We start from the raw sequence: 16107 nt of genomic DNA, 5'->3' as shown, positions 1-16107 counted from the left end.
GCCCTGTCTTAGGGGGACGACTTGCCTTTGTCGAAAGCAAGATGCACTTTCCGCCGATGTTTCGCGATCAGGACAAACTCGATCGGCTTTACGATCGCGCGCTGCACATTCAGGCTGGGCTGGCACCCGGTTTTTGCCAGCCGGTTTTCCGTGCGCTGGCGGTCCGAAATCACGGCCACGGGCAAGTATCGTTCGCATGCGATTTCGCGGTCGAAAAGATGCGCGGCAACCACCCCGCCTCCTCGACCTACTGGTATCGTAGAGCTTGGCGTAGCGGCAATGCCAATGCGGCCCAGCATATGGCAATGAACTGTTTCGCGGCGAATGATCTTAAGGGTTATCGTCACTGGTTAGGCCGAGCCGCGCGGTTGGGCGATACCGAAGCGGCTTTCGAGCTCGGCAAGTTCGCAACCCGCCTACCCCATGCGCGCCTCCGTTCAGTCCGGCGCATTCGCCCCGAATACCGACGCAAGAACGGGAGTGCCCATTCGTTCGACACATGGTGAGGGTGGAAGCCGGAACGACCCGCGGCGAATTCGTTGCGGCTGCTTCCTTCCGGACCTGACCGGGTTGGCGAAGACCACGTCCGCCCGACTTCCGCGGCGCATATGGCCGCGCGCGCAGGAAAATGCAAGCGGTGGTCCCAACCCTCCACTTCGTCATCCCGGCGAAGGCCGGAATCTCGACCTCGCGCCTTGACGCCTCAGCGAGATCCCGGCCTTCGCCGGGATGACGAAAACGGGCTAGCGCGGTCCTTGCATATTGCGGCTTTCAGCGGGGATATGCACCGTCAGCCCGTCGAGATCGTCGGTCAGCACGATCTGGCACGACAGACGGCTGGTGCGGCGCACCCCGGCGGCGAGGTCGAGCATATCTTCCTCCATCTCGCTCGCGGGCGGCAGGCGGTCGAAATCGTCCTTCGCCACAATCACATGGCAGGTCGAGCAGGCCATTTGCCCCTCGCAGGTGCCTTCGAGCGGCATCAGATGCGCCTGCGCGACGTCGAGCAGGATCGAACCGGGTTCGGCCTCCGCCTCGGTGCGCGCCTTGCCGTCGGCGTGGATGAAGGTGACGCGCATCAGTTGACGCCCTGCAAGCGCGCCGCGTCCTTGATGGCGGTGAGGCCATCGCGCAATTCCCGCTCGCTCGTATAGCGCCCCCAGCCAAGACGGATCGACGCGCGGGCATCCGCCTCGCTGACGCCCATCGCGCGGAGGACATGGCTGACCTTGCCCGAGCCGCTGCCGCACGCGCTGCCGAGCGAGAAGGCGACGTCGCGCGCGTCGGACATCAGGCGCAGACCGTTTACGCCTTCGCGCCGGACGTTGAGATTGCCGTGATAGCGCGGGGTTTCGGCGCCGTTGAGCGTCCATTCGGGAAGCATGTCGCGCGCGAGCGACCAGAGGTTCTCGACATGCTCGGCGTCCTTGTCGAAACGCTCGGCGGCGAGCGCCGCCGCGGCGCCGAACCCGGCGCAGAGTGCGGGCGAGACGGTGCCCGAGCGCATCCCCTGCTCCTGCGCGCCGCCGAACATCAACGGCGGCAGGTCGACGCCGTCCTTCACCCACAGCGCGCCGATGCCCTTGGGCCCGTGGATCTTGTGCGCCGAGATCGCGATCAGGTCGGGGCCGTCGGGGATCGCGACGCGGCCATAGCCCTGCACCGCGTCGCAGAGCATCAGGCTGTTCTTCGCATGCGCCGCAGCGGCGAAGTCGGCGACCGGCTGAACCGTGCCGACCTCGTTGTTCACGAGCATCGCCGCGACGATGCCACTCTCCGGGATCAGTGTGTCATCGGGCGGCAAAGCCAGCCCTTCGCCGTCGACCGGGAGGATCGTCGCATTCAGCCTTTCGAGGCATTGCAGCGAGGCGGCATGTTCGATGCTCAGCCCCGCGACGCCGCCCGGCATCGCATCGGCGCCGCGCAGCAGCGCCCAATTCAATGCCTCGGTAGCGCCCGAGGTGAAGAACAGCCGCCCACCCTTCGGCAGCAGCGCCGCGACCTGGTCGCGCGCGACTTCGACCGCCGCGGCGGCAGCGCGCCCGGCCTTGTGCGTGCTCGACGGATTGGCGAAACCGTCATCCTCTCCCAGCCAGCGCAGCATCGCCTCGCGCGCTTCGGGAGCGAGCGGCGTAGTGGCTTGATAATCGAGGTAAATCATCCGGCGAGAAAGTCCTTATTGCGAACGATTCGCAAAATTTGCATGTTGAGACCTATTTTCTATATAGGCGCCAATCCCGCTCCGCCACCCCGCCCCTCGGCGAATCACTGGCAAGCCCAAGACATATAGAAGGTGCGCCCATGCCCGACGTCATTTTCCCCGGCCCCGAGGGCCGCATCGAAGGCCGTTTCTCGCCCCCGCCGCGCCCGCGCGCGCCCGTCGCGCTGATCCTCCATCCGCATCCGCAGGGCGGCGGCACGATGAACGACCGCATCACGCAGGCGATGTACAAGAGCTTCGTCGCGCGCGGTTTCGCGGTGCTGCGCTTCAACTTCCGCGGCGTCGGCCGCAGCCAGGGCACGTTCGACAACGGCATCGGCGAGCTCTCCGATGCCGCGTCGGCGCTCGACTGGGTCCAGTCGATCCATCCCGAGGCGCAGACGACGTGGATCGCGGGCTTCAGCTTCGGCGCGTGGATCGGTATGCAGCTTTTGATGCGCCGCCCCGAAATCCGCGGCTTCCTGTCGGTCGCGCCGCCCGCGAACATGTACGACTTCAGCTTCCTCGCGCCCTGCCCCTCGTCGGGCATCATTGTCGCGGGCGGGCAGGACGAGATCGTGCCGCCGAGCGCGGTGCAGAAGCTGGTCGACAAGCTGCGCACGCAAAAGGGCATCACGATCCATCACGACGAAATCCCGCGCGCGAACCATTTCTTCGAGCATGAGCTCGATCAGCTGATGAAGTCGCTCGATAATTATCTGGATATGCGGCTCGCGCCCGATTCGCCGATCCGCTGATTGCCGATCCTCCCTGTGCCGAAGGCATGGGGAGGTGGCAGCGCGAAACGCTGACGGAGGGGCCTATGGCGCGACGTTTCCGCCCCTCCACCACCGCTTCGCGGCGGTTCCCCTCCCCACCGCTTCGCGGCAGGGAGGGTTTTTATTTCACCGGTACCAGCCAGATCGCGACATTGGCGAACATCACCAGCGCGGCGACCAGCATCAGCAGCGCGCGGCGGCGGTCGCCCTTACGGAAGACGAAGATCGCACCCCCGGTGAGCAGCGCGCCGGTCAGCATCAGGATGGACATGATCGTGTCGGACATGGGCCGGCTTTATCGGCGCCGTCACAAATTTGCCACCTCGCTTATGGCCAATCCGCGCGGCTTGGCCTAAAGCGCGCTCATCGATTCCCTTAGACCCCGCGGGAGCCGCATCATGCGCATCGCCATCGCCTCCGACCACGCCGCTTACGAGCTCAAAGCCGCGCTTGCCGACTGGTTGCGCGAACAGGGGCATGAGGTCGAGGATCTCGGCACGAACGGCCCCGAAAGCGTCGATTATCCCGACTATGGCTATCGGCTCGGCGAAGCGATCGCCGAAGGCCGCGCGACACGCGGTGTCGCGCTCTGCGGATCGGGCATCGGCATCTCGATTTCGGTCAACCGCAACCCCGCCGCGCGCTGCGCACTCGTGTCCGAGCCGCTGTCGGCGAAACTCGCGCGCGAGCATAATGACGCGAACGTCGTCGCGATGGGCGCGCGCCTGACCGGCATCGACATGGCCAAGGCGTGCCTCGACGCCTTCCTTTCCACAGAATTCGCCGGCGACCGCCACGCACGCCGCGTCGACAAGCTTTCGAATCCGCCGCAACTGGAGACCAGCCGATGACCACAGACACGCTCGCCAAGCCCATCAAATCGGCCGGCTATTTCACCGACGGCGTCGGCATCGTCGACCCCGCAGTCGCGGCGGCGATGAAGCATGAGCTCGAACGCGAACAATATCAGATCGAACTGATCGCGTCGGAGAATATCGTTTCGAAGGCGGTGCTCGAAGCGCAGGGCAGCGTCTTCACCAACAAATATGCCGAGGGCTATCCGGGCCGCCGTTATTATCAGGGCTGCGCGCCGTCGGACGAGGTCGAGACGCTCGCGATCGATCGCGCCAAGCAGCTGTTCGACGCGGGCTTCGTCAACGTCCAGCCGCATTCGGGCGCGCAGGCGAACGGAGCGGTGATGCTCGCACTGACCAAGCCCGGCGCGACGATCATGGGCATGAGCCTCGACGCCGGCGGCCACCTGACGCACGGCGCGCCGCCCGCCATGTCGGGCAAATGGTATAATGCCGTGCAATATGGCGTGCGTCCCGAGGACCATCTCGTCGATTTCGACCAGGTCGAGGCGCTCGCCAAGGAGCATCGCCCGTCGCTGATCATCGCGGGCGGCTCGGCCTATCCGCGCACGCTCGACTTCGCGCGCTTCCGCGCCATCGCCGACGATGTCGGCGCGCTGCTGATGGTAGATATGGCGCATTTCGCAGGCCTCGTCGCCGGCGGCGCGCACCCGTCGCCGATGGAGCATGCGCATGTCGTCACCACGACGACGCACAAGACGCTGCGCGGCCCGCGCGGCGGCATGATTCTGACCAATGACGAAGCGATCGCCAAGCGCATCAATTCGGCGGTCTTCCCGGGGCTGCAGGGCGGCCCGCTGATGCACGTCATCGCCGCGAAAGCGGTGGCGTTCGGCGAAGCGCTGCGTCCCGAGTTCAAACATTACGCCAAAGCGACCATCGCCAATGCGCAGGCGCTCGCGAACCGGCTGAAGGCGCGCGGCGCCGATGTCGTCGCGGGCGGCACCGACACGCACCTCGCGCTGATCGACCTGCGTCCGCTCGGCATCACCGGCCGCGACGCCGACGAGGCGCTCGAGCGCAGCGCGATCACCTGCAACAAGAATGGCGTCCCCTTCGACCCGCTGCCGCCGGTCAAGACCAGCGGCATCCGCGTCGGATCGCCCGCGGGGACGACGCGCGGCTTCGGCATCGCCGAGTTCGAGGAAATCGGCGACATGGTCGCCGACGTGCTCGAAGCGCTGCGCGACAAGGGCGAACATGGCGACGCCGACGTCGAAGCTGACGTCCGCGGCCGCGTCCGCGCGCTTTGCGAACGCTTCCCCATCTATCAGGGATAAGGGCGATGGCGCGCCAGCACCCCGAGGAACCGACGTTGATCGAGCTCTCGATCGAAGAGGTCAAGGCGATGGGCAAGCAGGGGATGAACCATCCCTCGACGCGTCCCGTCCTGACCGGCGGCGCGGTCGGTGCGGTCATCGGCGCGGTGCTGCCCGTCGTGTCGTGGCCCGTCGGCCTCTTCGCGGGCGCTGCAATCGCGCTTTACAGCCGGGTGAAGCGCTAACCCATGCGCTGCCCCTATTGCGGACATGAAGACAGCCAGGTGAAGGACAGCCGTCCGACCGAGGACGGTGCGGCAATCCGCCGCCGCCGCCAGTGCGAGGATTGCGGGGCGCGCTTCACGACCTTCGAACGCATTCAGCTCCGCGAGGTCGCGGTGCTCAAGACCGGCGGAACGCGCGAGCCCTTCGATCGCGAGAAATTGATGCGCAGCGTTCAGATCGCGTGCCGCAAGCGGCCGATCGACGGCGCGCGCATCGAACGGCTTGTGTCGGGTATCCAGCGCCAGCTCGAAACCTCGGGCGAAAGCGAAGTGCAGGCGCAACAAATCGGCGCGATGGTGATGGAGGCGCTCAAGGGCTTCGACAATGTCGCCTATATCCGCTTCGCCAGCGTCTATCGCGATTTCACCGAAGCCAAGGATTTCGAGGAATTCGCCTCGACGATCACAGAGGCGGCGCGGCCGATCAAATGACCGCGGCCGCACCGCCTCCCGTCATCGTCCTCGTCCGTCCGCAGCTCGGTGAAAATATCGGCAAGGCGGCGCGCGCGATGCTCAATTTCGGGCTCACCGAACTGCGCCTCGTCGCGCCGCGCGACGGCTGGCCCAATCCCGATGCCGGCCCGGCGGCGTCGGGTGCTGATACTGTGCTATCCGGCGCGCAGGTCTTCGATACGCTCGCCGACGCCGTCGCCGATTGCACGACCATCTATGCCACCACGGTGCGCAAGCGCGGCGTGACCAAACCCGTTCTCACTCCCGAAGTGGCGGCGCGTGAGGTCCATGCCAGCGCGGGGCGCTCGGCTTATGTTTTCGGCCCCGAACGGTCGGGGCTCGAAACCGACGACGTCACGCTGGCGCACAAGATCGTCACCGTGCCGATCAACCCCGAATTCGCTTCACTGAACCTTGCGCAAGCGGTGATCTTGCTCGCCTATGAATGGTCGAAAGGCGTGGCACTGGCGAGCCCTCCCGAAGTCCCGCTCGATCCGCCGGCGGAGCATGGCGTGCTCGAAGAATTCATCCAGCACCTGGAGCGCGACCTCGACAGGAGCGGCTATTTCTTCCCGCCCGAACGGCGCGAAATGACGCTGCGTACGCTGCGCACCGCACTGACCAAGACGGGCTGGTCCTATAACGACGTCCGCATGATGCACGGCATTATTACGGCGCTCGGCAGGACGCCACGGCCGCGATGATTATATGGCCGCCGTGCTTCTTAGACGGCCGGCAGACTGAAGATCAGTGATCGGCGCGCAGCCGATCCCACCGGACCGCTTCATAAGCGATCGACTGTTCGACCAGCTCGTTCCACACCGCGCGCAGCCGCTCGGGCTCCAGTCCGACGGCTTCGGCCGCGCGCGCGACATTGTCGAGCACCTCGGCCTTGCGCGCTTCGTCGCGAACGGTGCCGCGGTCGGTCTTGATGCGCGCGGCGGCATCCATATAGCCGAAACGGCGGACGAGCAGCGCGACCAGCTCGCGGTCGACCTGATCGACCCCGGTACGGACCTCGGTCATCGTTTCGCATTGTTCGGGAAGTTTGGCGGACGTCATGCGCGCTGCCTTTAGCGGCTTTTTCGCCGCTGTCGAGCGGCGGGCTTGATGCTTGACTTTGCCGCCCTCCCCGTCTAACCGCGCGCCTTCGCAATGGACCCCGCACCCCGGTGAAGCGGCGGTCGCATATGGAAATCTTCCATATGGTGCGACCCGGGAACGAGCCGAAATCCTTCGGCACACAGCATATTGGAGACGACAATGTCGAAGCGCCAGAGCGCCAAGTATAAACTCGACCGCCGGATGGGCGAAAACATCTGGGGTCGCCCGAAGAGCCCGGTCAACCGCCGCGAATATGGCCCCGGCCAGCACGGCCAGCGCCGCAAGGGCAAGATGTCGGACTTCGGCATCCAGCTTCGCGCGAAGCAGAAGCTGAAGGGCTATTACGGCGACATCACCGAAAAGCAGTTCAAGAAGAATTATTTCGAAGCGTCGCGCATGAAGGGCGACACCGGCCAGAACCTGATCGGCCTGCTCGAACGCCGCCTCGACGCGGTCGTCTATCGTTCGAAGTTCACCCCGACGATCTTCTCGGCCCGCCAGCTCGTCAGCCACGGCCACGTCTATGTGAATGGCGTGAAGTGCAACATCGCGAGCCGCCTCGTGAAGCCGGGCGACGAAGTCACCCTCGGCAAGAAGGCGCAGGAAATGGCGCTGGTCGCCGAAGCGCAGAGCCTGCCCGAGCGCGACCTGCCCGAATATCTCGCCATCGACGGCACCAAGGCAACCTTCGTCCGCGTTCCGACGCTCGACGAAGTGCCCTATCCGGTGAAGATGGAACCGAACCTCGTCGTCGAATTCTATTCGCGCTGATCCGGTTCGATTGCGAAATTGCTGGGGCGGTCCGGGAACGGACCGCCCCTTTTTCGTTTAGTGCGGCAGAAACCCGGTAATCTGCGCCAGCATCGCGGCGCGCGTCTCGCTGTCGCTCAGGCTATGCGCGAGGCCGGGATATTCGACCAGCTCGACCTTCTTTCCTGCAGAGGTCAGCGCCCCGCGCATGATCCGCGCCTGATCGATATCGACATTCTGGTCCAGCGTGCCGTGGAACATCAGCACCGGCGCCGCGATGCGGTCGGCATTTTGCGCCGGCGATCCCTCACGGATATGCGGACCCGAACCGATAAAATCGCGAATGATCGCGCCGCTCGTATAGCGGGCACTTTCGGTCTTCAGCCTGCGGAGGTCGGTCACCGGCGCGATCGCGACGATGGCGCGGAACAGGTCGGGCGCGACGACGCCCGACTGCAACGCGGCATAGCCGCCATAGGACCAACCGACGATCGACAATTTGGCGGGATCGGCCCCTTGCGCCAATATCCAGCGGCCCGCGTCGTTCACGTCGCCGATCGCGACCTTCCACGACTGGAAACCGTTGTTCTGATACCATTGATCGCCATAGCCCGACGAGCCGCGATAATTGGGCTGCACGACCGCAAAACCCGCTTGGGCGAAATATTGCGCGAGCCAGTCGAATCCCCATTCGTCGCGCGAAGACGGCCCGCCATGCGGCATCACGATCGCCGGAAGGCCCTTGGCATCGCTCCGCCCCGGCGGAAGCGTGAGATAACCGGGGATCATCGTGCCGTCGGCCGCGGGATAGCGGATCGCCTTGACCGGCGAGAGCGTCAATGCCGACAGCAGGGGCCGATCCTCAAGGAGCGGGCGAAGCCGCTTCGCCGCCGGCGTATACCGATAATAGCGCCCCGGATCGACGTCCGACCCGGCCCACAGCAGCCACTGCGATTCATCGGCCGACGCATCGATGAAATAGACTTGGCGTCCACCGAGGGCGCGGGACAGCGAGTTCGCCATCGCCGCGACCTTGGGGTCGGTCGTTACCATCTGGCGGCGGTCGGTGGCATAGGTCGCGCCCACGACACGCTGGTCGCGGCCTACGCGCACCAGCCCGTCGACATCGACTTCGGGATGGCGATAGAGCGTTTCCCCCTTCCCCGTCCCGTCGAGCTTCACCGCCATGACGGCGAGGCGCCCGTCGATCTTGCCGAAGCCGATCGCGCGATCGGTCGCGGCATCGACCGTCCACGGCTCGAATCCCTCACGCGACAGGGTGTCGAGCGACGACAATTGCCGCCAGTCACCCCCATCCGCGGGTTTGTAGAGGTAGCGCACGATGCGGCTAAGGTTGTCGGTCCGCCCTTCCATCGGCTGGGTGCCCATGATGCGCACCTTGCCTTTGCCGTCGGTTATATATTCGATGGTGTCGCGCCTAGGTTTCTCGACGATTTTCACCGACCCTTCGACGACATTGACCAGGTCGACCCCCATCCCCTCCTCGTCCTTGGCGATCAGCGAAGCCATCCGGCGGTTCGCCTCGGGAACATGGCTGCGCATCATCAACACGCTGTCGGGTGGACCGGGCTGCCAGTCGATAACGCTGCCGCCGCGAAAATCGATCCCCAGCGCATTCTCGCCTCGCCGGACGCTCAACGACTTGACGTTGCCGCCCGCCGCATCGACACCCAGCAAGGACGAAAAGCCATAGATGAACTCGCCCACCTTTTCCCGGCCGCCGATCTGACAGACGAGGCGCGCGTCGGTCGCCCATCTGCACCATTGCAGTATTTCGGGATCGCCGCTCGCCCGCACGATACGGCGTGGAGAAGCCCCGTCGGCAATATCGACGACGAACAGATCGTTCGCCAGCCCCTTGTTCGGCGCCAAGAAAGCGAGGCGTTGCCCATCGGGCGACAGGCTGACCTGTGTGACGCCATCGAGCGTGCCGAAGCGGCGCTCCAGATCATTCTCCTGCGCCTGCGCTGCCCCCGCAGCAATCCCCAAACCCAGCAAATATAGCCAGCGCCCCCGCATATCCATCCCCCTGTTATCCGGTCCCCTTTTGCTTCCCTAAAAGCCCGCATTCGCTTTTCCAAGCGCCGAAAGTGCCACAAGCGGCGCTTGCGCCCCCGGCACGGGGCTGGCACAAGCCCGCGGTCGAATACGAAAAACCGAGGAATTTCCATGCTTCGCTTCCCCCGATCGACCGCAGCCCTTGCGGTTCTCCTGACCGTTGCCGCGTGCAACGCGTCGGACAAAACGGCCACTTCCGCAGACGCCATTCCCGATGTCGAAATCCCCGAACTGTCGCTCGCGACGCTTCAGGAAGTGACCAAGGAATTGTCGTCGGACGCCTATGAGGGCCGCGCGCCGGGCACCGCGGGCGAGGAAAAGACCGTCGCCTATATCATCAAGAAATATGAGGAAGCGGGGCTGAAGCCCGGGAACAATGGCAAGTGGACGCAGGATGTGCCGCTGGTCGAGATCACCGCGAAAAATGCGACGCCGCTGAGCTTCACCGGCGGCAAAACGCCGGTCACCGCGCAATATGCGAAGGATTATGTCGCGTTCAGCTATCGCGTGCAGCCGAAGACCGCGGTCAAGGACAGCGACGTCGTCTTCGTCGGTTACGGCATCAACGCCCCCGAAAAGGGCTGGAACGATTATGCCGGGCTCGATGTGAAGGGGAAGACCGTCGTCGTCCTCGTCAACGACCCCGACTGGCAGACCAAGGAAGCCAAGGGCGAATTCAACGGCCGCGCGATGACCTATTACGGCCGCTGGTCGTACAAATATGAGGAAGCCGCGCGGCAGGGCGCCGCCGCGGTACTGATCGTCCACGACACCGAACCCGCAGCCTATGGCTGGAACGTCGTCGAATCGAGCAACACCGGCACGCAATATCTGGCCGACAGCAAGAACGGCGGCGCCGACCAGACCGTCGCCAACGGCTGGATCCAGCTTCCCAAGGCGAAGGAATTGTTCGCGAGCGCGGGACAGGATTTCGACGCGCTGCGCGAAGCCGCCAAAAAGAAGGGTTTCAAGCCCGTCGCGCTGACCGGCGTGAAGGCGAATTTCAGCTTCGATAACGAGATTTCGAAGAAGATGTCGCGCAACGTCATCGGCGTTCTGCCGGGCGCCAAGCGCCCCGACGAATATGTCCTCTACACCGGCCACTGGGATCACCTCGGCCGCTGCACGCCGGTCGACGGCGACGACATCTGCAACGGCGCGGTCGACAATGCGAGCGGCATCGCGGGCCTCGTGACGCTGGCGCAGGCCTTCAACAAGGCCGGCGCGCCCGACCGCAGCATCGTCTTCCTCGCCGTGACCGCCGAGGAATCGGGCCTGCTCGGCTCGAAATATTATGCCGAAAACCCGATCTTCCCGCTCGCGCAGACGGTCGGCGGCGTGAATATGGACGCACTCAACGCCAGCGGCCCGGCGAAGGACATCGTCGTCGTCGGTGCCGGCAAGTCCGAACTCGACGCCTATGTCGAAAAGCTCGCCAAGATGGCGGACCGCACCGTCAAGGCCGAACCGACCCCCGAAAAGGGCTTTTATTACCGTTCGGACCATTTCAGCTTCGCGAAGCTCGGCGTGCCGATGTTCAATTTCGGCAGCGGCGACGATCTGGTCGAAGGCGGGGTCGACGCCGGCAAGAAAGCCGCCGAAGACTATGAAAAGAACCGCTATCACGCGCCGGGCGACGAATATGAGGCGATCACCAACTGGGACGGTATGATGTCGGACCTGCGCCTCTATTATGCCGCGGGCCGCATGCTGGCGATGACCGACGCGTGGCCGAACTGGGTCGAGGGCGACGAATTCCGCGCCGCCCGCGACAAGTCGCGCGCCGGCAAATAAGCGGCAGAAGTGCGCGCCCATGACGCTAAAAATGCCTGCCGAATGGGCGCCGCACGATGCCGTGTGGATCGGCTTCCCCCACCTCGCCGAGGAGTGGGCGGGCGCGATCGATGAAGGGCGGCGCGATGTCGCCGCCTTTGCCAACGCCGTCCATGACGGCGGCCGCGGCGAAGAGGTGCGGCTGGTCGTCAACGATGCGCGGCAGGCCGACATCGCCGCCGCGCTTGTCGCTCCGGGCGTCAAAATCCTCGTCCAGCCGCTCGGCGACATCTGGTTGCGCGACACGGGGCCGATCATCGCGGGAACCGGCGTCGCGCGGCGGGCGCGCAATTTCCGGTTCAACTGGTGGGGCGAGAAATTCGTCATGCCGGGCGACCAGGAAATCGGCGCCGCGCTCGCGCGGACAAGCGGGTTGCCCGTCGACGATCAGGACTGGGTGCTCGAAGGCGGCGGCATCGACGTCGACGGTAGCGGTCTTTGCGTCACCACCGAGGAATGCCTACTCAACCTCAACCGCAATCCGTCGCTGACGCGCGAAGATATCGCGGTGCGGCTGCACCAGTCGCTCGGCATCGACCGGCTGCTGTGGCTCGGCAATGGCCTCGTCGGCGATCATACCGACGGCCATGTCGACAATCTCGCGCGCTTCGTTGGCGAAGGCCGCCTCGCGCTGCCCGTCGCGGCGAGCGAGGACGATCCCAACGCCGCCATCTACGCCGATGCCCGCGCGCGCATCGCTGCGTTCGGCGGGGTCGAGATCGTCGACCTCCCCTCGCCCGGCCGGGTCGAGATCGGCGGCGAAATCGCGGCGGCGAGCTATATGAACTTCTATATCGGCAACAGCGTCGTGGTCGTCCCGACCTATGGCGTTCCGAATGATCAGGCCGCGGTCGACACCCTCGCCACGCTCTTTCCCGACCGGCGCGCGATCGGCGTGCCCGCGCGCGGGATCATCGTCGGCGGCGGCAGCTTCCATTGCTCGAGCCAGCAGGTGCCGCAATGACCGGAAAATCGCGTTATTTGATCGCGGCCATAACTTCGCTCTCGGCGGCTTTCGCAGCGGTGCCCGCCACCGCGCAAGCGACGCCCCCGAAATCTCCGGTCGGCGTACAGGCGGAGCGTCGAGAGGCTGTCACGAGAGTGAAATTCCTTGTCGGAACCGACGGGCTTATTAAATCGTGCGAGGTAATCCAGTCAGCCCATCCCGAACTGGACGCCGACGCCTGCAAGCTCATAATGGAAAAAGGTCGCTTCAATCCGCCACGGGACGGAAGCGGGATATCGAAGCCATTCTATCGCGAACAGTCCATAAGGTGGGTAATCGAGTCCTCCGCAACAACAGCCGAGCCCAAGAAGCCATGACCCGCACCATCACCGTCGCCGCGCTGCAGCTTCCCCTGCCCGGCCCCGTCAAACCGAATATCGACGCCGTCACCGCGCTCGTCGAGGAAGCGACGGCCAAGGGTGCACAGATCATCCTGCCGCCCGAGCTCTTCGAGGGTCCCTATTTCTGCCAGGTCGAGGAAGAGGAGCTCTTCGCCAATGCGCGGCCGACGGCCGAGCATCCGAGCGTCGTCGCCATGCAGGCGCTCGCCGCGAAGCTGAAGGTCGCGATCCCGACGAGCTATTTCGAAAAGGACGGGCCGCATTATTACAACACGCTCGCGATGATCGGTCCCGACGGGGCGATCATGGGGACCTATCGCAAGAGCCACATCCCCGACGGCCCGGGGTATGAAGAGAAATATTATTTCCGCCCCGGCAACACCGGCTTCAAGGTCTGGGACGTCTTCGGGACGCGCATCGGCGTCGGCGTGTGCTGGGACCAATGGTATCCCGAATGCGCGCGCGCGATGGCGCTGATGGGCGCCGAACTGCTCTTCTATCCGACCGCGATCGGATCCGAACCCTATGACGCCGACCTCGACACCAGCCGCATGTGGCGCCGCGCGATGCAAGGGCATAGCGTGTCGAACTGCATGCCGGTGATTGCCGCGAACCGCATCGGGGCCGAGGGCGACGCGAACTTCTACGGCCACAGCTTCATCACCGACGAATGGGGCGACATGGCGCAGGCGTTCGGGGCGAGCGAAACCGGCGTGCTCGTCGAGACGATCGACCTCGACCGCGCGGCGAAACACCGCGCCGGCATGGGCTTTTTTCGCGACCGCCGTCCGCAACTTTACGGACGGCTCGTCGAGGACATCTGATCGCCAGCGAGGGGCAAGCGATGGAACTACCCGAAGATATCTTCACCGAGCCCGAGGATGTCGATCCCGAGACGCTCGCCAATCTGGGCCCGCTCCGCCGGCTTGCGGGTATCTGGGAAGGCCAGCGCGGGGTCGACATCAATCCCAAGGCCGATGGCCCCGAAACCCGCGAATATTATGAACGGATCGAATTGCAGCCGATCGATCCGCAGGCGAACGGGCCGCAGCTATTCTACGGGCTGCGCTATCACCTCCACGTCAACACGCGCGAGGAGGAGATCGCCTTTCACGACCAGGTCGGATACTGGCTTTACGAGGCGTCGACCGGCCTGATCCTCCAGACGCTGGCGATTCCGCGCGGTCAGATCGCGATCGCCGCGGGCCATGCCGAACCCGATGCAAAGCAACTCGTGGTCAAGGCGGAGCGAGGGCAAACCGAATATGGCATCTGCTCGACGAGTTTCCTCGAACTCGCCTTTCGCACCGACGCCTATCAACTGACGATCGATTTCCACGACGACGGATCGTGGAACTATGTGTCCGACACGACATTGATGGTGAAAGGCCGCGACGAGCCCTTCCTCCACCGCGACCGCAACAGGCTGGTCAAGATCGCCGAGCCCGATCTCAACCCCTGGGCAAAGATCGTTCGCGGAGCGGCCTGAGGCTCAACTCTCGAAGCGGCGGATGCTTTCCAGGTCGGCACGGTCGAGCGGCTGGGTCAGCCAGAGGCCACCGCGTCCGCCGCGCGACCAGCGCACGATGGCGCGGCGCTTGACCCCGCCCGCGAGTATGAGGTTGAATTCCTTGCCGACTTCGAAATGGCCGTCGTGGACGAAGCCCGCGCCGTGCTGCGACAGATCGACCAGTTCGATATGCGTCGCCGCGCCCTCATCGGTCACCGCTTCGGCCTTCGTGTGCACGGGCAGGCGCGGCTGGCGATAGCCCGTGGCGCGCTGCTCGGCCGCCAATTGCTTGAGCACGTCGGCGACGTCGACCTCTTGATCAAAGGAAACGCCGCATCGCCCCGCATCGGACCAAACCACTTCGCCGCGGATCGCCACCGTATCGGAGAGCGCGATCTCCAGCTTTTCGCCGACGGCGATCGGAACGTCGGCCGCGAGCATCATGCCGCGATCGGAAATATTGCGGACGCGCCACAAGCCCGCGTCGCCGTTGCGCATCACCTTGGCGATCCGCCAGACCGTGCGATAGCGATCGCCTTCGCGGCGATCGCTGCTGGCGGCGACGTCCTGCTCCTCTATCGAATCCGAGAAGCGACGTTGGTTCATCTTGTCCACCTTGTCGAAGCAGCGTCAGATAGAAGCCCAAGCCCCTGCCAATACTGCAAAAATACGCAAAATCGCGCAATCACTTACTGGGATTTATATGAAAATTCAATAATATTGCGGATCATAGTTAACGCCATCGATCAAAATGCAGACGCGCGAACCTGCGCTCGCCGCCCGCGAATAGTTAGTATTTTACACAATTTACGGTGCAGCGAAGCTGGGATTAAGCCCCGGGAGGCGGTGGCCGCGAATGCCTGCCGGTCTGCCTCTCAATAGCGACCCGACAGCAAGGCGCCGGCGCCCGGAATCCCGGTCGACAAGCCGAGACGCGAAAGCATCTGGTGCGTGGTGCAGATGGCGGCGGAAACGACCGGCAGCCCCGTCGCATCCTCGATCCGCTGCACCGAGGGCAGCGAAGGCATCTGGACGCAGGCCGACAGGACGAGCGCGTCGATGCCGGTCAGGTCGAGCCGTTTGTAATGATCGAGCAGCTTCGCCGGATCCTGCGCCGCGACCTCCAGATTGTCTGGGATTTCGAGCGCGAGCCAGTCGGCGACGTTTATGCCCTCCTGCTCGATATAGCCGACGACCATCTCGGTCAGCGGCTTCATATACGGCGCGACCAGTGCGATCCGCTTCGCCCGCAGCGCCTTCAGACCCTCGATCAAAGCGCCGGCGCTGGTGACGACCGGCGCGGCGCGGCCGTTCTCGACCGTGCGCCGGTGCAGCCGCGCCTCCGACACACGATGATAGCCCTCGCCCATGCTCATGATCGCGACGAGGCAAGCATAGCCGAGCACATCGACCGCGGCGTCGGACAGTTCGAGCGCGCAGCGGTCCGAGTCCGCGTCCATTGCCGCGAGTTCTTCCTTCGTCACCTTCTTCATCCGCATTCGCGACGAGTGGAAGGTGAAACGTTCGGGCGCCACGCCTTCGCGGGCGCGGAGCAGCGCCGGGATTTCGGTTTCCATCGTGACGTTCGAGCTGGGCACGATCTGCCCGATGCGGATGGGTCGCGTCATCACGCC

Annotated in this window: 20 protein-coding genes and 1 other RNA gene; 13 read left to right on the top strand and 8 right to left on the bottom strand. The window is 64.7% G+C overall.

Annotated elements, in window-relative coordinates:
• The first annotated feature begins 41 nt into the window (after nucleotides 1-41).
• A complete protein-coding gene (locus VFG17_RS14445; protein ID WP_325030079.1) occupies nucleotides 42-506 on the top strand; it encodes a hypothetical protein in 465 nt (154 codons plus the stop codon).
• On the opposite strand, the gene ffs is transcribed toward VFG17_RS14445, so the two are convergent.
• From ffs to VFG17_RS14430, 3 genes are all read right to left on the bottom strand, one after another.
• An RNA gene (ffs, locus tag VFG17_RS14440) (signal recognition particle sRNA small type) lies at nucleotides 505-602 on the bottom strand. The two genes, VFG17_RS14445 and ffs, sit on opposite strands and share 2 nt — an antisense overlap.
• 141 nt (nucleotides 603-743) lie before the next feature.
• On the bottom strand, nucleotides 744-1082 hold the full coding sequence (locus tag VFG17_RS14435; RefSeq protein WP_325030730.1) for a 2Fe-2S iron-sulfur cluster-binding protein: 339 nt from the start codon (nucleotides 1080-1082) through the stop codon (nucleotides 744-746).
• On the bottom strand, nucleotides 1079-2161 hold the full coding sequence (locus VFG17_RS14430) for a cysteine desulfurase family protein (RefSeq protein WP_325030078.1): 1083 nt from the start codon (nucleotides 2159-2161) through the stop codon (nucleotides 1079-1081). Before VFG17_RS14430 ends, VFG17_RS14435 begins: the two co-directional genes overlap by 4 nt.
• A gap of 140 nt (nucleotides 2162-2301) precedes the next feature.
• Here VFG17_RS14430 and VFG17_RS14425 point away from each other — a divergent pair, with 140 nt between their 5' ends.
• Complete coding sequence (locus VFG17_RS14425; RefSeq protein WP_037510410.1) at nucleotides 2302-2958, top strand: alpha/beta hydrolase; 657 nt, start codon at nucleotides 2302-2304, stop codon at nucleotides 2956-2958.
• 142 nt (nucleotides 2959-3100) lie between these two features.
• Here the strand turns inward: VFG17_RS14425 and VFG17_RS14420 are convergent, their stop codons facing one another.
• A complete protein-coding gene (locus tag VFG17_RS14420) occupies nucleotides 3101-3265 on the bottom strand; it encodes a hypothetical protein (RefSeq protein WP_325030077.1) in 165 nt (54 codons plus the stop codon).
• A 112-nt stretch (nucleotides 3266-3377) separates the two neighbouring features.
• Between VFG17_RS14420 and rpiB the strand changes: the two genes are divergently transcribed.
• Genes rpiB through VFG17_RS14395 form a run of 5 tightly spaced genes read left to right on the top strand, consistent with a single transcriptional unit; the run spans nucleotide 3378 to nucleotide 6554 of the window.
• Nucleotides 3378-3830, top strand: coding sequence for a ribose 5-phosphate isomerase B (rpiB, locus tag VFG17_RS14415; RefSeq protein ID WP_325030076.1), 453 nt, complete (start codon nucleotides 3378-3380; stop codon nucleotides 3828-3830).
• Nucleotides 3827-5134, top strand: a complete 1308-nt coding sequence (gene glyA / locus VFG17_RS14410) for a serine hydroxymethyltransferase (protein ID WP_325030075.1) — start codon at nucleotides 3827-3829, stop codon at nucleotides 5132-5134. The genes rpiB and glyA overlap by 4 nt, the downstream gene beginning before the upstream one ends.
• 5 nt (nucleotides 5135-5139) lie before the next feature.
• Nucleotides 5140-5358 carry a hypothetical protein gene (locus VFG17_RS14405; protein WP_325030074.1) on the top strand — a complete coding sequence of 73 codons (219 nt, stop codon included), beginning with the start codon at nucleotides 5140-5142 and terminating at the stop codon, nucleotides 5356-5358.
• A 3-nt stretch (nucleotides 5359-5361) separates the two neighbouring features.
• A complete protein-coding gene (gene nrdR, locus VFG17_RS14400) occupies nucleotides 5362-5829 on the top strand; it encodes a transcriptional regulator NrdR (RefSeq protein ID WP_037557889.1) in 468 nt (155 codons plus the stop codon).
• Nucleotides 5826-6554, top strand: a complete 729-nt coding sequence (locus VFG17_RS14395; protein ID WP_325030073.1) for an RNA methyltransferase — start codon at nucleotides 5826-5828, stop codon at nucleotides 6552-6554. Before nrdR ends, VFG17_RS14395 begins: the two co-directional genes overlap by 4 nt.
• Before the next feature lie 43 nt (nucleotides 6555-6597).
• On the opposite strand, the gene VFG17_RS14390 is transcribed toward VFG17_RS14395, so the two are convergent.
• Nucleotides 6598-6912 (bottom strand): chorismate mutase, encoded by a 315-nt coding sequence (locus VFG17_RS14390; RefSeq protein ID WP_325030072.1) that lies wholly within the window; start codon nucleotides 6910-6912, stop codon nucleotides 6598-6600.
• A gap of 201 nt (nucleotides 6913-7113) precedes the next feature.
• Between VFG17_RS14390 and rpsD the strand changes: the two genes are divergently transcribed.
• On the top strand, nucleotides 7114-7725 hold the full coding sequence (rpsD, locus tag VFG17_RS14385; RefSeq protein ID WP_037557879.1) for a 30S ribosomal protein S4: 612 nt from the start codon (nucleotides 7114-7116) through the stop codon (nucleotides 7723-7725).
• A gap of 57 nt (nucleotides 7726-7782) precedes the next feature.
• Here rpsD and VFG17_RS14380 read toward each other — a convergent pair whose 3' ends face one another.
• On the bottom strand, nucleotides 7783-9744 hold the full coding sequence (locus VFG17_RS14380) for a S9 family peptidase (protein WP_325030071.1): 1962 nt from the start codon (nucleotides 9742-9744) through the stop codon (nucleotides 7783-7785).
• 150 nt (nucleotides 9745-9894) lie between these two features.
• Between VFG17_RS14380 and VFG17_RS14375 the strand changes: the two genes are divergently transcribed.
• The 5 genes from VFG17_RS14375 to VFG17_RS14360 are packed head-to-tail and all read left to right on the top strand — an operon-like array spanning nucleotide 9895 to nucleotide 14452.
• Nucleotides 9895-11577, top strand: coding sequence for a M28 family metallopeptidase (locus VFG17_RS14375; RefSeq protein WP_325030070.1), 1683 nt, complete (start codon nucleotides 9895-9897; stop codon nucleotides 11575-11577).
• Nucleotides 11578-11596: 19 nt separating this feature from the next.
• Nucleotides 11597-12580 (top strand): agmatine deiminase family protein, encoded by a 984-nt coding sequence (locus VFG17_RS14370; protein ID WP_325030069.1) that lies wholly within the window; start codon nucleotides 11597-11599, stop codon nucleotides 12578-12580.
• Entirely contained in the window at nucleotides 12577-12939 is a 363-nt protein-coding gene (locus tag VFG17_RS21615) for an energy transducer TonB (protein ID WP_414712956.1), read from the top strand. Before VFG17_RS14370 ends, VFG17_RS21615 begins: the two co-directional genes overlap by 4 nt.
• The gene (gene aguB / locus VFG17_RS14365; protein WP_325030068.1) at nucleotides 12936-13787 is read left to right on the top strand and encodes an N-carbamoylputrescine amidase; all 852 of its coding nucleotides are present in this window, start codon (nucleotides 12936-12938) and stop codon (nucleotides 13785-13787) included. The genes VFG17_RS21615 and aguB overlap by 4 nt, the downstream gene beginning before the upstream one ends.
• A 20-nt stretch (nucleotides 13788-13807) precedes the next feature.
• Nucleotides 13808-14452, top strand: a complete 645-nt coding sequence (locus tag VFG17_RS14360; protein ID WP_325030067.1) for an FABP family protein — start codon at nucleotides 13808-13810, stop codon at nucleotides 14450-14452.
• A gap of 3 nt (nucleotides 14453-14455) precedes the next feature.
• On the opposite strand, the gene VFG17_RS14355 is transcribed toward VFG17_RS14360, so the two are convergent.
• On the bottom strand, nucleotides 14456-15079 hold the full coding sequence (locus VFG17_RS14355; protein WP_325030066.1) for a PilZ domain-containing protein: 624 nt from the start codon (nucleotides 15077-15079) through the stop codon (nucleotides 14456-14458).
• 269 nt (nucleotides 15080-15348) lie between these two features.
• Nucleotides 15349-16101: an Asp/Glu racemase gene (locus VFG17_RS14350; protein WP_325030065.1), complete on the bottom strand. Its 753-nt coding sequence runs from the start codon at nucleotides 16099-16101 to the stop codon at nucleotides 15349-15351.
• Nucleotides 16102-16107 lie beyond the last annotated feature (6 nt).

This window comes from Sphingopyxis sp., from assembly GCF_035686825.1.
Taxonomy (GTDB): domain Bacteria; phylum Pseudomonadota; class Alphaproteobacteria; order Sphingomonadales; family Sphingomonadaceae; genus Sphingopyxis.
The sequence above is the reverse complement of the archived record's forward strand: the minus strand, read 5'-3'. Positions and strand labels throughout refer to the sequence as shown.

Coding starts and splice junctions, on each gene's coding strand:
- VFG17_RS14445 (WP_325030079.1), top strand. CDS start 42: ATGCACTTTCCGCCGATGTTTCGCGATCAGGACAAACTCGATCGGCTT.
- VFG17_RS14430 (WP_325030078.1), bottom strand. CDS start 2,161: ATGATTTACCTCGATTATCAAGCCACTACGCCGCTCGCTCCCGAAGCG.
- VFG17_RS14425 (WP_037510410.1), top strand. CDS start 2,302: ATGCCCGACGTCATTTTCCCCGGCCCCGAGGGCCGCATCGAAGGCCGT.
- VFG17_RS14420 (WP_325030077.1), bottom strand. CDS start 3,265: ATGTCCGACACGATCATGTCCATCCTGATGCTGACCGGCGCGCTGCTC.
- rpiB (WP_325030076.1), top strand. CDS start 3,378: ATGCGCATCGCCATCGCCTCCGACCACGCCGCTTACGAGCTCAAAGCC.
- glyA (WP_325030075.1), top strand. CDS start 3,827: ATGACCACAGACACGCTCGCCAAGCCCATCAAATCGGCCGGCTATTTC.
- VFG17_RS14405 (WP_325030074.1), top strand. CDS start 5,140: ATGGCGCGCCAGCACCCCGAGGAACCGACGTTGATCGAGCTCTCGATC.
- nrdR (WP_037557889.1), top strand. CDS start 5,362: ATGCGCTGCCCCTATTGCGGACATGAAGACAGCCAGGTGAAGGACAGC.
- VFG17_RS14395 (WP_325030073.1), top strand. CDS start 5,826: ATGACCGCGGCCGCACCGCCTCCCGTCATCGTCCTCGTCCGTCCGCAG.
- VFG17_RS14390 (WP_325030072.1), bottom strand. CDS start 6,912: ATGACGTCCGCCAAACTTCCCGAACAATGCGAAACGATGACCGAGGTC.
- rpsD (WP_037557879.1), top strand. CDS start 7,114: ATGTCGAAGCGCCAGAGCGCCAAGTATAAACTCGACCGCCGGATGGGC.
- VFG17_RS14380 (WP_325030071.1), bottom strand. CDS start 9,744: ATGCGGGGGCGCTGGCTATATTTGCTGGGTTTGGGGATTGCTGCGGGG.
- VFG17_RS14375 (WP_325030070.1), top strand. CDS start 9,895: ATGCTTCGCTTCCCCCGATCGACCGCAGCCCTTGCGGTTCTCCTGACC.
- VFG17_RS14370 (WP_325030069.1), top strand. CDS start 11,597: ATGACGCTAAAAATGCCTGCCGAATGGGCGCCGCACGATGCCGTGTGG.
- VFG17_RS21615 (WP_414712956.1), top strand. CDS start 12,577: ATGACCGGAAAATCGCGTTATTTGATCGCGGCCATAACTTCGCTCTCG.
- aguB (WP_325030068.1), top strand. CDS start 12,936: ATGACCCGCACCATCACCGTCGCCGCGCTGCAGCTTCCCCTGCCCGGC.
- VFG17_RS14360 (WP_325030067.1), top strand. CDS start 13,808: ATGGAACTACCCGAAGATATCTTCACCGAGCCCGAGGATGTCGATCCC.
- VFG17_RS14355 (WP_325030066.1), bottom strand. CDS start 15,079: ATGAACCAACGTCGCTTCTCGGATTCGATAGAGGAGCAGGACGTCGCC.
- VFG17_RS14350 (WP_325030065.1), bottom strand. CDS start 16,101: ATGACGCGACCCATCCGCATCGGGCAGATCGTGCCCAGCTCGAACGTC.